The organism is Achromobacter sp. (assembly GCF_050285565.1).
GTDB lineage: Bacteria > Pseudomonadota > Gammaproteobacteria > Burkholderiales > Burkholderiaceae_B > Achromobacter.
In genome coordinates this window covers 370,448-382,565 of sequence record NZ_JBLZXG010000003.1, presented here as the reverse complement: position 1 = coordinate 382,565, position 12,118 = coordinate 370,448, and the positions used below count along the sequence as shown (strand labels likewise).

Annotated in this window: 14 protein-coding genes and 1 pseudogene; 12 read left to right on the top strand and 3 right to left on the bottom strand. The window is 63.8% G+C overall.

Annotated features, from left to right (window positions below; translation table 11 throughout):
• Positions 1-80: 80 nt before the first annotated feature.
• The 5 genes from ACN6O8_RS07745 (at position 81) to ACN6O8_RS07725 (ending at position 5,079) form a co-directional block, all read left to right on the top strand.
• A complete protein-coding gene (locus ACN6O8_RS07745; RefSeq protein ID WP_427990474.1) occupies positions 81-806 on the top strand; it encodes a c-type cytochrome in 726 nt (241 codons plus the stop codon).
• 5 nt (positions 807-811) lie between these two features.
• The gene (locus tag ACN6O8_RS07740; RefSeq protein WP_427990682.1) at positions 812-1,735 is read left to right on the top strand and encodes a c-type cytochrome; all 924 of its coding nucleotides are present in this window, start codon (positions 812-814) and stop codon (positions 1,733-1,735) included.
• A gap of 143 nt (positions 1,736-1,878) precedes the next feature.
• A complete protein-coding gene (gene gmk, locus ACN6O8_RS07735) occupies positions 1,879-2,511 on the top strand; it encodes a guanylate kinase (RefSeq protein ID WP_427990473.1) in 633 nt (210 codons plus the stop codon).
• 46 nt (positions 2,512-2,557) lie between these two features.
• Positions 2,558-2,761, top strand: a complete 204-nt coding sequence (gene rpoZ / locus ACN6O8_RS07730; protein WP_006219679.1) for a DNA-directed RNA polymerase subunit omega — start codon at positions 2,558-2,560, stop codon at positions 2,759-2,761.
• A 23-nt stretch (positions 2,762-2,784) separates the two neighbouring features.
• Positions 2,785-5,079: a RelA/SpoT family protein gene (locus tag ACN6O8_RS07725; RefSeq protein ID WP_427990472.1), complete on the top strand. Its 2,295-nt coding sequence runs from the start codon at positions 2,785-2,787 to the stop codon at positions 5,077-5,079.
• Positions 5,080-5,213: 134 nt separating this feature from the next.
• Here the strand turns inward: ACN6O8_RS07725 and glnQ are convergent, their stop codons facing one another.
• The 3 genes from glnQ to glnH all read right to left on the bottom strand — a co-directional run bounded on the left by glnQ (position 5,214) and on the right by glnH (position 7,515).
• Positions 5,214-5,942, bottom strand: coding sequence for a glutamine ABC transporter ATP-binding protein GlnQ (gene glnQ / locus ACN6O8_RS07720; RefSeq protein WP_427990471.1), 729 nt, complete (start codon positions 5,940-5,942; stop codon positions 5,214-5,216).
• Entirely contained in the window at positions 5,939-6,595 is a 657-nt protein-coding gene (gene glnP / locus ACN6O8_RS07715) for a glutamine ABC transporter permease GlnP (RefSeq protein WP_427990470.1), read from the bottom strand. Before glnP ends, glnQ begins: the two co-directional genes overlap by 4 nt.
• Before the next feature lie 167 nt (positions 6,596-6,762).
• A complete protein-coding gene (glnH, locus tag ACN6O8_RS07710; protein ID WP_054431400.1) occupies positions 6,763-7,515 on the bottom strand; it encodes a glutamine ABC transporter substrate-binding protein GlnH in 753 nt (250 codons plus the stop codon).
• Positions 7,516-7,680: 165 nt separating this feature from the next.
• Here glnH and ACN6O8_RS07705 point away from each other — a divergent pair, with 165 nt between their 5' ends.
• The 7 genes and pseudogenes from ACN6O8_RS07705 to ACN6O8_RS07675 form a co-directional block, all read left to right on the top strand.
• Positions 7,681-8,721, top strand: coding sequence for a C45 family autoproteolytic acyltransferase/hydolase (locus ACN6O8_RS07705; protein ID WP_427990469.1), 1,041 nt, complete (start codon positions 7,681-7,683; stop codon positions 8,719-8,721).
• 210 nt (positions 8,722-8,931) lie between these two features.
• The gene (locus ACN6O8_RS07700) at positions 8,932-9,807 is read left to right on the top strand and encodes a hypothetical protein (protein ID WP_427990468.1); all 876 of its coding nucleotides are present in this window, start codon (positions 8,932-8,934) and stop codon (positions 9,805-9,807) included.
• A 126-nt stretch (positions 9,808-9,933) separates the two neighbouring features.
• On the top strand, positions 9,934-10,275 hold the full coding sequence (locus tag ACN6O8_RS07695; protein ID WP_427990467.1) for a hypothetical protein: 342 nt from the start codon (positions 9,934-9,936) through the stop codon (positions 10,273-10,275).
• 35 nt (positions 10,276-10,310) lie between these two features.
• Positions 10,311-10,511 carry a hypothetical protein gene (locus tag ACN6O8_RS07690; RefSeq protein ID WP_427990466.1) on the top strand — a complete coding sequence of 67 codons (201 nt, stop codon included), beginning with the start codon at positions 10,311-10,313 and terminating at the stop codon, positions 10,509-10,511.
• Positions 10,512-10,650: 139 nt separating this feature from the next.
• Entirely contained in the window at positions 10,651-11,223 is a 573-nt protein-coding gene (locus tag ACN6O8_RS07685; RefSeq protein WP_427990465.1) for a hypothetical protein, read from the top strand.
• Positions 11,220-11,915, top strand: coding sequence for a C39 family peptidase (locus ACN6O8_RS07680; RefSeq protein ID WP_427990464.1), 696 nt, complete (start codon positions 11,220-11,222; stop codon positions 11,913-11,915). Before ACN6O8_RS07685 ends, ACN6O8_RS07680 begins: the two co-directional genes overlap by 4 nt.
• A gap of 20 nt (positions 11,916-11,935) precedes the next feature.
• A pseudogene (locus ACN6O8_RS07675) lies at positions 11,936-12,115 on the top strand (C45 family autoproteolytic acyltransferase/hydolase); the annotation flags it as partial.
• Positions 12,116-12,118: the final 3 nt, after the last annotated feature.

Sequence of the window (12,118 nt, the reverse complement as noted above, 5' to 3'; positions counted from 1 at the left end):
CACGCTTTGACCTGAAACAAATTTCCATATAATTTTAGAAAGTTAACTTATTACCAAAATCCATAACCCGGAGCTCAACCATGGCTTCACGGCCCTTTTCCGCTACCCGCTGGGCGAATGCGCTGGCGTTGGGCGCCGGCGTGCTGGCCGCCGCGGCCGGCCCCGTCCAGGCCGCGCCCGACGGCCGCCAGATCAGCACCCAGGGCGCCAACGGCGCGCCCGCCTGCGTCACCTGTCATGGCGCCCAGGGCGAGGGCAACCCCGCCGCTGGCTTTCCGCGGTTGGCGGGCATCGGCGCCACCTACCTGGCCGAGCAACTGGAAGCCATGGCCAACGGCTCGCGCGTGAGCCCGGTCATGGCGGCGACCGCCAAGGCCCTGGATCCAGCGCAACGCCAGGCGGTCGCCGCCTACTACGCCGGCCTGCCGTCGCCGCTGAACACCGACCGGCTGGCCGCCACGGCGCTGCATCCGGTCAAGCCCGACGACACCGGCGCCTGGCTCGCCACCCGTGGTGCCTGGGACAAGAACGTGCCGGCCTGTAATCAGTGCCATGGCCCCGGCGGCATCGGCGTGGGCGCCAATTTTCCCAGCCTGGCCGGCCAGCCCGCCGCCTACATCGCCGGTCAGTTGCGCGCCTGGCGCCAGGGCCAGCGTCCGCCCGGACCGCTCGGCCTGATGCCAGCGGTCGCCACCCGTCTGACCGACGCCGAGATCGACGCCGTGTCCGCCTACTACGCCGGCCTGCCCAAGGCCGCCGATCAGCTTGCGGCACAGGCCAGCGCCGCCGCGGGAGCCAAGCCATGACCCCGATCCGCCACCGACTCGCCCACGCGCTGTTGCCCGCCACCCTGGCCACCGGCGCGCTGCTGTCGACCGCCACGGCCATCGCCGCCGATGCGCGCCCCGCGTTCACGCCGCCCAGCGCCGCGTCGCTGCCCGACACGGAATTCGGCAAGGTCGTGCGCCAGGGCGAGCAGATCTTCCTGCACACCCCGCAGAACGCCGCCAAGTTCGTCGGTAATGACCTGAACTGCGCCAGTTGCCACCTGGACGCCGGCCGCCGCCCCGATTCGGCGCCGATGTGGGCGGCGTATGTGCTGTACCCGGCCTACCGCGCCAAGAATGGCCACGTCAACACGCTGGCCGAGCGCCTGCAGGGCTGTTTCCGCTTCAGCATGAACGGCAAGCCGCCCGCGGCGGACGATCCGGTGCTGACCGCCTTGCAGACCTACATGTTCTGGCTGGCCAGCGAGGCGCCCACGGGCGTTCCGCTCAAGGGTCAGGGCTATCTCAAGCTGCCCAAGCCGGCGCAAAAGGCCGATTACGTGCGCGGCAGCGAGGTCTACGCCCAGTACTGCGCCGTCTGCCACGGCGCCGAGGGCAAGGGGCAGAAGAACGGCCAGCACTGGGTCTTCCCCGCGCTGTGGGGGCCGGATTCGTTCAACTGGGGCGCCGGCATGCACCAGATCGGCAACGCCGCCGGCTTCATCAAGGCCAACATGCCGCTGGGCCAGGCCGGCATGCTGAGCGACCAGGAAGCCTGGGACGTGGCCTATTTCATGAACGCCCACGAGCGGCCGCAGGACCCGCGCTACAGCGGGTCGGTGGCCGAGACCCGCGCCAAGTACCACGATTCCGACGATTCGCTGTATGGCATCGAGGTCAACGGCCACCTGCTCGGCAGCGATTCGCCGGCGCCCGGCGGCAAGCTGGCGCAGGCGGCCGCGCGCTGACACGAGCGCGCGCCGCCGCCCCGCAACCAGGTTGGCGCACGCCGCCAGCGCACCGGCGCGGCGGCCGCAGCGGGGTTTTCCCCCTGCCGCGTCGCGCGATTTGCTATTCTTCGGGTCTCGGCATCACACGCTCGTCATATTTCATGCACGCCACTTCCGGCAATGTCTTCATGGTCGTCGCCCCCAGCGGCGCCGGCAAATCCAGCCTGGTCAAGGCCTTGCTGCAGCAAGACCCGTCCATCCTGCTGTCCGTCTCCTGCACCACCCGCGCGCCGCGCCCCGGCGAACAAGACGGCCGCGAATACCGCTTCATCGGCACCGAGGAGTTCAAGCAGATGCGCGACGAGCAGCGTCTGCTGGAATGGGCCGAAGTGCACGGCAACTTCTATGGCACGCCGCGTGACCGCATCGACGAAGCCACCCGCGAGGGCCGCGACGTCCTGCTGGAAATCGACTGGCAAGGCGCCCGCCAGGTGCGCCAACGCTTTCCCGCCGCGATCGGCATCTTCGTGCTGCCGCCGTCCATCGAGGAACTCGAAAGCCGCCTGAAGGCGCGCGGCCAGGACGCACCGCAAGTGATCGCGCGCCGCCTGATGGCGGCCGGCGGCGAAATCGCGCACGCGCCGGAATGCGAATATGTTATTATTAATCAAGAATTTAGCGTAGCCTTGTCGGAATTGACTCAAATCGTCAGCGCCGCACGGCTGCGTTTTTCGTCTCAGGCCGCCCGCCATGCCGAATTGTTCGCGCAACTCGGCATCCCGGCGGCGCACTGAAACGAAACCGCATTCTCCTTATCCTCCATCAGCACCAGGTGTCCTAATGGCTCGCATTACCGTCGAAGACTGTCTGAATCAGATCCCCAACCGTTTCAAGCTCACGCTGGCCGCCACCTACCGCGCCCGCGAGCTGGCGCAAGGCCATGCCCCGCGCCTGGACAGCAAAGACAAGCCCACGGTCACTGCCCTGCGCGAAATCGCGGGCGGCCTCACCGGCGTGGAAATGCTGCGTAAAGTTCCCACCTGATCTTTTCCGGGGGGCGGCAAGCAATGGCTTTTCCCGGGCTGAAATACGCTTCATCAGGTCTGCTTGCCGCGCTACGTGCCGGCTCCCGTCTCGGGCGCCGCACGGGCAAGAAAGACAAGCACTCCCCCACGCCACCGTCCGTCGCCGCGCAAGAAGCGGCGGACGCGACCGCCTCGCCGGTCGCCTCGCTGGCACCGCTGACCGAGATCATCGGCAGTTATCTCGACAAGAAAGATGTAGAACGCGTGCGCGAAGCCTATCGCTTCGCCGACCAGGCGCACCTGGGCCAGTTCCGCGCCAGCGGCTCGCCCTACATCTCGCATCCCATCGCCGTCACGGAAATCTGCGCGGGCTGGAAGCTCGACGCCAACGCGCTGTCCGCCGCCCTGCTGCACGACGTGATGGAAGACCAGGGCATCGCCAAGCACGAGCTGGCCGAAAAGTTCGGCCCTGAAGTCGCCGAGCTGGTCGATGGCCTGTCCAAGCTGGACCGGCTCGACTTCGCCACCAAGGCCGAACAGCAGGCCGAAAGTTTCCGCAAGATGCTGCTGGCGATGGCGCGCGACGTGCGCGTCATCCTCATCAAGCTGGCCGACCGCCTGCACAACATGCGCACGCTGGATGCGGTCAACCCCGAAAAGCGCCGCCGCATCGCCCGCGAAACCCTCGACATCTATGCGCCCATCGCCCACCGGCTGGGCCTGAACCTGCTGTTCCGCGAGTTGCAGGACCTGTGCTTCGCGGCCATGTTCCCGAACCGCTACCAGGTTCTGTACAAGGCGGTGCTGGCCGCGCGCGGCAACCGCCGCGAAGTGATCGGCAAGATCGCCGACTCGGTGCGCGCCGCCCTGCCGGCCGCCGGCATCGAGGCCGAGGTCACCGGCCGCGAGAAGACTCTGTACGGCATCTACCGCAAGATGGTCGACCAGAAGAAGTCGTTCTCCGACGTGCTCGACATCTATGGCTTCCGGGTCATCGTGCACACGCTGCCCGAGTGCTACCTGGCGCTGGGCACGCTGCACCAGTTGTACCGGCCGGTGCCTGGCAAGTTCAAGGACTACATCGCGATTCCCAAGGTCAATGGCTACCAGTCGCTGCACACGACGCTGGTGGGCCCCTACGGCACGCCGGTGGAATTCCAGTTCCGCACCCGCGACATGCACCACGTGGCCGAGGAAGGCGTGGCCTCGCACTGGCTGTACAAGGGCGCCGACCTGACGCTCAACGACCTGCAGAAGCGCACCCATCAGTGGCTGCAATCGCTGCTGGACATCCAGAGCCAGACCGGCGACTCGGGCGAATTCCTCGAACACGTCAAGGTCGACCTGTTCCCGGACGCCGTCTACGTCTTCACCCCGCGCGGCAAGATCATCTCGCTGCCGCGCGGCGCGACGCCAGTGGACTTCGCCTACGCCATCCATACGGACATCGGCAACCAGGCGGTGGCGGCCAAGGTCAACGGCGAGTTCGTGCCGCTGCGCACCGAACTGAACAGCGGCGACACGGTGGAAATCGTCACCTCGCCGGCCTCAAGGCCCAACGCGCAATGGCTCAACTACGTGCGCACCGGCCGCGCCCGCTCCGAGATCCGCCACTACCTGCGCACCGTCAAGTACGAGGAATCCGTCGCCTTCGGCGAGCGCCTGCTGGGCCAGGCCTTGCAGGAACTGCGCATGCCGCTGCCGGCCACCGACGATCCGGCCTGGCAGAAGCTGGCGCGCAGCACCGGCGCCAGTTCGCGCGAGGAAATCCTGGCCGACATCGGCCTGGGCAAGCGCCTGGCCGCCGTCGTGGCGCGCCGCTTCGCGCCCGAGCACCAACTGGTGGCCACCACCGCCGCGGCGGTCGACGAGCTGACCTCGGCGCGCAGCGCCCCGATCCTGATCCAGGGCAACGAAGGCCAGGCGGTGCAGTTGGCGCCCTGCTGCGGTCCGCTGCCCGGCGACCCGATCATCGCCGGCATGCGCATGGGCCACGGCCTGGTGGTGCATACCGCCGACTGCCCGGTGGCCATGCGCCAGCGCCTGCGCGAGCCGGAACGCTGGATCAACGTGGCCTGGGACACCCACACCGCCAAGCACCTGGCCACGCGCCTGGACATCGTCACGCGCAACGAACGCGGCGTGCTGGGCCGGCTGGCGGCGGAAGTCACCGCGGCCGATGCCAACATCATGCACGTCACCATGCACGACGACGCGGTCGCGACGGTGTCGTTGCACCTGACCATCCAGGTCGACAGCCGCAAGCACCTGGCGCAGGTGATCCGCGCCATCCGCCACGTGCCGCAGGTGCAGAAGATCGTGCGCGTGAAGGGCTGAGGGGAGGCCCACCCTCGAGGGGGGCCCACCCCCGAAGCGCTGCGCGCTTCCCCCTCAAGGGGGCATGTCTACGGACCGGCGGAGCCGGATCCGTGACATCCCGCTTGTGTCGCGGTTCAGGAGCGGATACGCGCTCAGGCCACGTGCTGCAGGAAGTCCTTCAGGCGCTGGCTGGGCGGGTTGTCCAGCAGCTCGGCCGGCGGGCCGTCATGGGCGATCTTGCCGCCGTCAATGAAAATCAGGCGGCTGCCGACCTTGCGCGCGAACTCCATTTCGTGCGTGACCACCACCATGGTCATGCCCTCTTCGGCCAGGTCGCGCATCACCTTCAGCACTTCATGGCGCAGTTCCGGGTCGAGCGCCGAGGTCGGCTCGTCGAACAGCATCAGCTTGGGCTTGATCGCCAGCGCGCGGGCAATCGCCACGCGCTGCTGCTGGCCGCCGGACAACTCCGACGGATAGTGGTTCATGCGCTCGGCCAGCCCGACCTTGCGCAGCAACTGTTCGGCCAGTTCGCGCGCCTCGTCGCGGCTTTGCCCGCGCGTGTGGACCGGCCCGAACATGACGTTCTGCAGCGCGGTCATCTGCGGGAACAGGTTGAACTGCTGGAACACCATGCCGGCCTCGCGGCGGATCTCGCGGATCTGCGCGGCCGGGCCATTGACGCTCAGGCCGTCGACCAGCAGATCGCCACCGTTGATGGTCTCGAGCACGTTGATGCAGCGCAGGAAGGTGGACTTGCCGGAGCCGGACGGCCCCACCACCACGACCACCTCGCCGGCGTCGATATTGAGCGAGATACCGTCCAGCACCGTGGACTCACCGAACGTCTTGGTGACGTCATGAAATTCAACCATGCTCATAGTATGCGCATCCTTTTTTCCACCAGGTGCAGAACCAGCGCCATCGTGCCCGTCAGGATCAGGTAGACGATGGCGATCGCCGACCAGATCTCGACCGCGCGGAAGTTGCTGGCCATGATTTCCTGGCCCTGGCGGGTCAGTTCCGCGACGCCGATCACGATGAACAGCGACGAATCCTTCAGGCTGATGATGCACTGGTTGCCCAGCGGCGGAATCATGCGGCGAAACGCCACCGGCCCGATGATGTGGAACAGGATTTTGTGAAACGGCAGGCCCATGGCCTGCCCGGCTTCCTTCAGGCCCTTGTGCACCGACAGCAGCGACCCGCGCACGATCTCGGAAATGTAGGCGCCCGAATTGATGATGAGTGTGACGATGGCCGCCCATTCGGCGTCCACCCGGATGTTTGCCAGCAGCGGCAAGGCGAAGTAAATGAACATCACCTGCACCACGATCGGCGTGCCGCGGATCACCGCAACGTACACCTGCGCGATACCCGACAGGATCGGGTGCCCGTAGGCCCGCGTCACGCCGGACAGCGCGCCCAGCAGGAAGCCGCCGAACAGCCCCCAGAAGGTGATCTTGATGGTCATCTGCGTGCCCACCCACAGGTTGGGCAACGCAGCCATCACTACATTCCAGTCAAAATCCACGATTACCCCTCAATGGCGCGCCTGCGCGCCGCATCATGGCGGCAACGCCCGGCGCCGCAAGCGACTCGGGGCCGCCCCGTCCCGGGCCCGGCGTCGCTGGAGCGAAGCGCCGGGGCCCCCGGACTGCCGGGCGGCCCCGAAATGCAACATCAATCCGACGCAGGAGCTCAGGGCTTCTTGCCGAACCACTTCTCGTAGATGGCGTCGTACTGGCCGTTGGACTTGAGCGTGGCCAGCGCCTTGTTGACCTGCGGCACCAGTTCGCTGCCCTTGGGGAAGGCGATGCCGTAGAAGTCGCCGCTCTTGACCGAGCCGACCACCTTGACGCGGCCCTTGCCGGCCGTGTTGGCGTAGTACTGGACGTTGGGCGTGTCGTGCACGGCGGCGTCGACGCGGCCGGTGGCCAGTTCGAGGTAGGCGTTGTCGATGTTGGGGAACAGCTTGAGCTTGGCGTCCGGCACCTGGGCCTTGAGGAAGTCCACCGTGGCCGTGCCAGTCTTGACCGCGACGGTCTTGCCGGCCAGGGACTTGGCGTCCTTGATGTCGGTGTTCTTGTCGCCGACCAGGATGGCCAGGCCGCTTTCGTAGTAGGGATCGGAGAAGTCGATCACCTTCTTGCGGTCATCGCGGATGGTGATGCCGGCCAGCGCGACGTCGATGTTTTTGGTCTGCAGGCCGGGGATGATGCCGTTGAAGTCCATCGGCTGCAGCTTGTACTTGACGTTCAGTTCCTTGGCGATGGCGGCCCACAGGTCGACGTCGAAGCCGGTATAGGTGTTGCCCTGCTTGAACTCGAACGGCACGAACGCCGTGTCGGTGGCCACCACCAATTCCTTGCCCTGGGCATAAGCGCCCGAGGCGGCGCCGAACATGGCCACGGACAGGCCGACCAAGGCGGCGGCGACTTTACGTTTAATCATGGAACTCTCCTCTTGGGGCCGATAGCACCCGGGGTTGTAGTTGGAACATGATGCACGGGCCACACCGGGATCGCCGGCGCAACTTACCGGGAATCTTAACGCATCCGTCCCCACCCGGGAGAGCTTAGAAAAATTACAATCCGCATGACACCCCGGAGAATCCCCATGCCCTACAAGTATGTTCGCATCGCCGGCAACCGGCGCCAGGCCGGCGTGGCACTGGGCAAGCTGGCCCGTCCGCTGATGGCGACCTATCTGGATCAGAGCGCCACCTGGAAGGCGCTGCGCCCGTGGCGCGGCCACCCCTATGTGACGGAACTGGGCGAGCAGGCGCGCGCCGCGCTGCCGGCGGTCTGGGAGGAACTGGAGGGGCTGGCCGAAGGGCTGGGCATGCCGCTGGCCGACGTGCTGCTGTGGAATTGCCGCGGCGACCTGCTGCACAGCAGCGGCAGCGGCGACGGCTGCACCTCGGTGGCGCTGAAGGCGGCCGATGGCACCCGCTGGATTGGCCATAACGAGGACGGCGATCCATTCCTGTACGGCCGTTGCCACCTGGTCGACGTGGCGCTGCAGGACGCGCCCGGCTACCTGAGCTTCTATTACCCCGGCTCCCTGCCCGGCCACACCTTCGGCGCCAACCGCGCCGGCCTGGTGCAGACCATCAACAATCTGCGCACCCGCCAGCGCCAGCCCGGCGTGCCGCGCATGCTGCTGGCGCGCGCGGTGCTCGACTGCGCCACGCTGGACGAGGCCGTGGCGCTGCTGCGCGACGCCTCGCGCGCCGGCGGCTTCCACCATACGCTGGGCTCGGCCGCCGATGCGCGCATCTTCAGCGTCGAGGCCACGCCCGGCGCCGCCTCGGCGCAGGAAATCGGCACCCGCTATGGCCACGCCAATCATATGGTGCACCAGGCCAGCCGCGACCAGGCGCAGGTCATCACCGATTCGTCACGCGAACGGCAGCGCCGCATCGAGGGCATCGTCGATACCTGGTCCCCCGCCACCACGGGCGCCGACCTGCTGAAGGCGCTGCATGATACCGAAGGCGAGCTGCCGATCCTGCGCACCGACCGCAACGATCCGGACGGCGAAAACACCCTCGCCACCGCGATCTTCGAGATCGGCGATGGCGCGGTGACGCTGCGGGTCTACGACCGCAGGCCGAAGGCGGACATCGTGCTGGATGTGATGAACGATCCGGAGTAGGGATACTTGCGCGCAGCACCGCGCGCAAGTATTAGCAATGCACTCAGGCGCTAGCCAATGAATTTCAGGGCGCCCCTCTCCCTCGCAACGGTTCTTGGCGTGCAAGGCATGCAGGTGACCTCTCGCAATTCCGGCAAATCTCGGATCAAACCCAATCGGAAAATACTGCAATAAAAAATAGAATGAGACTCAATGTTATTTGAGGGTCTCATGCGTATCTCGCGCCTTTGTGCCAGCCTAATTCTAGCTACCCCCCTCGCAGCGTGGGCTGAATTGCCTCTTACGGTGGAGAACCTGATCACCGACGCGGGGAAGCTCAGGATGGAATTGTCGTTGGCTTACGCCAACACGGACCGCACTGGCATATCAATCGGCGAACCGATTATTGTCCAGACGGGGCCGACGTCATTCATCACCGTTCCCACCTCGCTCGGAGAGAGTCTCGGTAATAGCGACACCTTGGTAGGCACACTCGGCCTACGATACGGCCTGACAACAGACACCGAGTTATACGCCCGAATTAGCGGCCTCTCGTCAAACCAACGCAATAGCGGTGTCGGCGGCACAACCACCAGCAGCGAGTCGAAATTCGTCGATGCTTGGGTAGGCATCAACTATCAATTCAAGCAAGACGACGACGGTCCTGCCGTACTCGGATTCGGGGAAATCGCTTTACGGGAAAAGCACCGGCAAGACAGCGCCAGTCTCAAATCGGCCATGCTAGGCGTCACCGCCTATCACGCGATCGATCCAATCGTATTTTCATTGACGGCCGCCTACCAGTTCAACCAAGCCCGCGCTGATGGTTCTTACCAATACCGGCCTGGCAACTTGCTACTGCTCAACCCGTCGGTAGGCTTCGCCGTCAACGACCGCGTGACACTCACCACAGGCGCGCAATGGACACACCGGCAGGCCGATCGGCTGGACGGTCATAGCCAAGGCATCAACCGCACCTCGACTGATCTATTACTCGGCGCCGGTTATGGCCTCACAAGCGATAGCACACTGACCACCGCCCTAAAAGCCAATGTATCGGGCCGTAGCGGTTCGGAGCTGCGAGCCAACTGGCTGTACACATTTTGATTTTGGGTGTGATTGTAAGAAAAAGGGCGGCAAGCCGTCCAAAAAAATTGCCGGTGACGCAAGCACCGTCAATAGGTACCTTGGGAGTCTATTTCAAGGCTGGTTGTAGTTCCTTAGAGAGTCTATATGAAACAGTTGACACGCTTAGCGCTAATGCTGGCAACCGCCAGCCTGCTGTCCTCACAGGTATACGCCAGCGAAGCGCGAATACCCGATCTTCGTCTTGATCGACCGGTGGCCGTTTTTAGTGAGACAGACATTAATGCAATGTTCGAACCTTCGAATCGATCGATGCAGTTGGCGGTCTTGTCACAGCAACAAATGAAGGAGACTGAGGGTGCGTGGTGGCCCCTTCTCTATTACGCTCCCATGGCAACCAGCGCCCTTTATGCGGCCTATCAAACTTCAGCCTACATGCCACTCTATCACTTCTTCCATCCTATTCGCCACTGGAACGGATGGCGATAACCTGACCGCAATCTAGGAGAAGTCGCCAGACGACCTTGACAGTTGTTCTGGCGGCTCAAATCATTCCGGCAACCCGAATCAACATGCGCGACAAGATACTCAATTACCTGCGCTCCATAAAATGGAATGATCCTGGAACAGGCTCATTTATATTTTGGTTTTTGCATATTTTGGCGATCGCGATCGCTGTCGTTCTGTGGATAGCCATGACGATTCTTGATTGGCTATTCCATTGAAAATTCTAGTCGAAACACGACGCCATCACAGCCATTGAATTGTTTCTCTCCAACGGCCCGGACCATAACGTTGCCACTACGCAGCTTCAATGTCCTGATGGACGTTGTTAATCACGTTGCTTTTAAGCAAACCGGCTCAATGATCGCATCTTCCCTCTCCCTCTTTTTCCTGAACGGACTGCCTTTCTCGCGGTTCAATTTCCCTCGCTGGCGATCCGCATCAGTCATCACGATCATCGGTTTGGCAGCCGGCTTGATTTCCGGCGTGCCCTCAGAATCGGATTTGCCCGCCGTCCCCGCGTGGCTAACGCTGTGCGGGACAGTCATCACGACCTGGGCTGCCTTTCTTATCATCGTCTGCGTACTGCGAGCCTGGATGAAACGCGGTGGCCGATGGGATGGCCAAGGCGATCTGTTCAACCTGGTGGCGGCCTCTTGGCTGGTGGCAGACCTGCTCGGTATCGGCCTGACTGCCATGGGCGCTCCCCAACTCCTTACGCTGCTGTTATGGCTATATTCGGTGTGGGTCGGGGCCAATGCCCTCTCGAGCGCGATCCCCAAAGCCAGTCTGGGCTACAGCATCGGCGGCATTGCGATAGGGCTGATTCCGGCCATGTTGGTCACAATGATCGTGTTCGTGGCGCTTGGCGCCGTCCTGGTCATGCTGGGAGTCGCTTTGCCGCCCCCGCCTATTATCATCCCAGCGCAATGAACCAGAAGCATTTCATCATGCTGCGGCTCATCGCCGTTGCCGTGCTGGCCACAGCCAGCGCCATTGCGGCGGGTGGGTCGAGCACTGCTAGGTTGCCTCGCCCCGCAGGCGTCCTGCTCTTGACACACTCCAGCCATGGAATCGTTCCGGTAAGAAGCTGGAAGCTTCTGCGCGACGACCGGATAGTCAAGCAGAATTTGGACTACTCTTGCGGCGCCGCATCTCTTGCCACGCTACTCGACAGCCACTATGGCCAGGAAGTCACCGAAGAACAACTTCTCAAGGCCATGAACAAGGCCGATGGGAGAGCCAGCTTCGAGGACATGGCCAGTGCACTCGCCCGGTTCGGCTTCAAGGCGCAAGGTTTTGCCGCGAGCTTTGATCAATTGGCCCGCCTCAGAATGCCAGTCATCGTTTACATGAAACACCGCAAGGACGACCACTTCAGCGTTTTGCGAGGCATCAATGGAGACACCGTATGGCTGGCGGACCCATCCTTGGGCAATCGCACCTTCAGCCGTACACAGTTTGAATCCATGTGGAACGTGAGGGAAGAAGCGCTTTCAGGGAAATTCTTGGCGGTGTTGCCGATTGACCTCGAGACGACTGCTGCGAACACTTTCTTTTCCAAGGCGCCTCGCCGTCAAACCGCCAATACGGTCAAACAACTGACGATTCGCTCGATCCCCTAAGCAGTTTTCATAACAATAAAATCCTGCCGATCCTGCGCACCGACCACGCCGATCCGGACGGCGAAAACACGCTCGCCACCGCGATCTTCGAGATTGGCGATGGCGAGGTGACGCTGCGGGTCTATGACCGCAAGCCCAAGGCGGGCATCGTTCTGGATGTGATGAACGATCCGGATGACGCCGCGTCCGCCCCCGCCTGAGCG

Excerpts from the sequence above, each read along its gene's own strand:
- ACN6O8_RS07745 (WP_427990474.1), top strand. The coding sequence starts at position 81 with ATGGCTTCACGGCCCTTTTCCGCTACCCGCTGGGCGAATGCGCTGGCG.
- gmk (WP_427990473.1), top strand. The coding sequence starts at position 1,879 with ATGCACGCCACTTCCGGCAATGTCTTCATGGTCGTCGCCCCCAGCGGC.
- rpoZ (WP_006219679.1), top strand. The coding sequence starts at position 2,558 with ATGGCTCGCATTACCGTCGAAGACTGTCTGAATCAGATCCCCAACCGT.
- ACN6O8_RS07725 (WP_427990472.1), top strand. The coding sequence starts at position 2,785 with ATGGCTTTTCCCGGGCTGAAATACGCTTCATCAGGTCTGCTTGCCGCG.
- glnQ (WP_427990471.1), bottom strand. The coding sequence starts at position 5,942 with ATGAGCATGGTTGAATTTCATGACGTCACCAAGACGTTCGGTGAGTCC.
- glnH (WP_054431400.1), bottom strand. The coding sequence starts at position 7,515 with ATGATTAAACGTAAAGTCGCCGCCGCCTTGGTCGGCCTGTCCGTGGCC.
- ACN6O8_RS07705 (WP_427990469.1), top strand. The coding sequence starts at position 7,681 with ATGCCCTACAAGTATGTTCGCATCGCCGGCAACCGGCGCCAGGCCGGC.
- ACN6O8_RS07700 (WP_427990468.1), top strand. The coding sequence starts at position 8,932 with ATGCGTATCTCGCGCCTTTGTGCCAGCCTAATTCTAGCTACCCCCCTC.
- ACN6O8_RS07695 (WP_427990467.1), top strand. The coding sequence starts at position 9,934 with ATGAAACAGTTGACACGCTTAGCGCTAATGCTGGCAACCGCCAGCCTG.
- ACN6O8_RS07685 (WP_427990465.1), top strand. The coding sequence starts at position 10,651 with ATGATCGCATCTTCCCTCTCCCTCTTTTTCCTGAACGGACTGCCTTTC.
- ACN6O8_RS07680 (WP_427990464.1), top strand. The coding sequence starts at position 11,220 with ATGAACCAGAAGCATTTCATCATGCTGCGGCTCATCGCCGTTGCCGTG.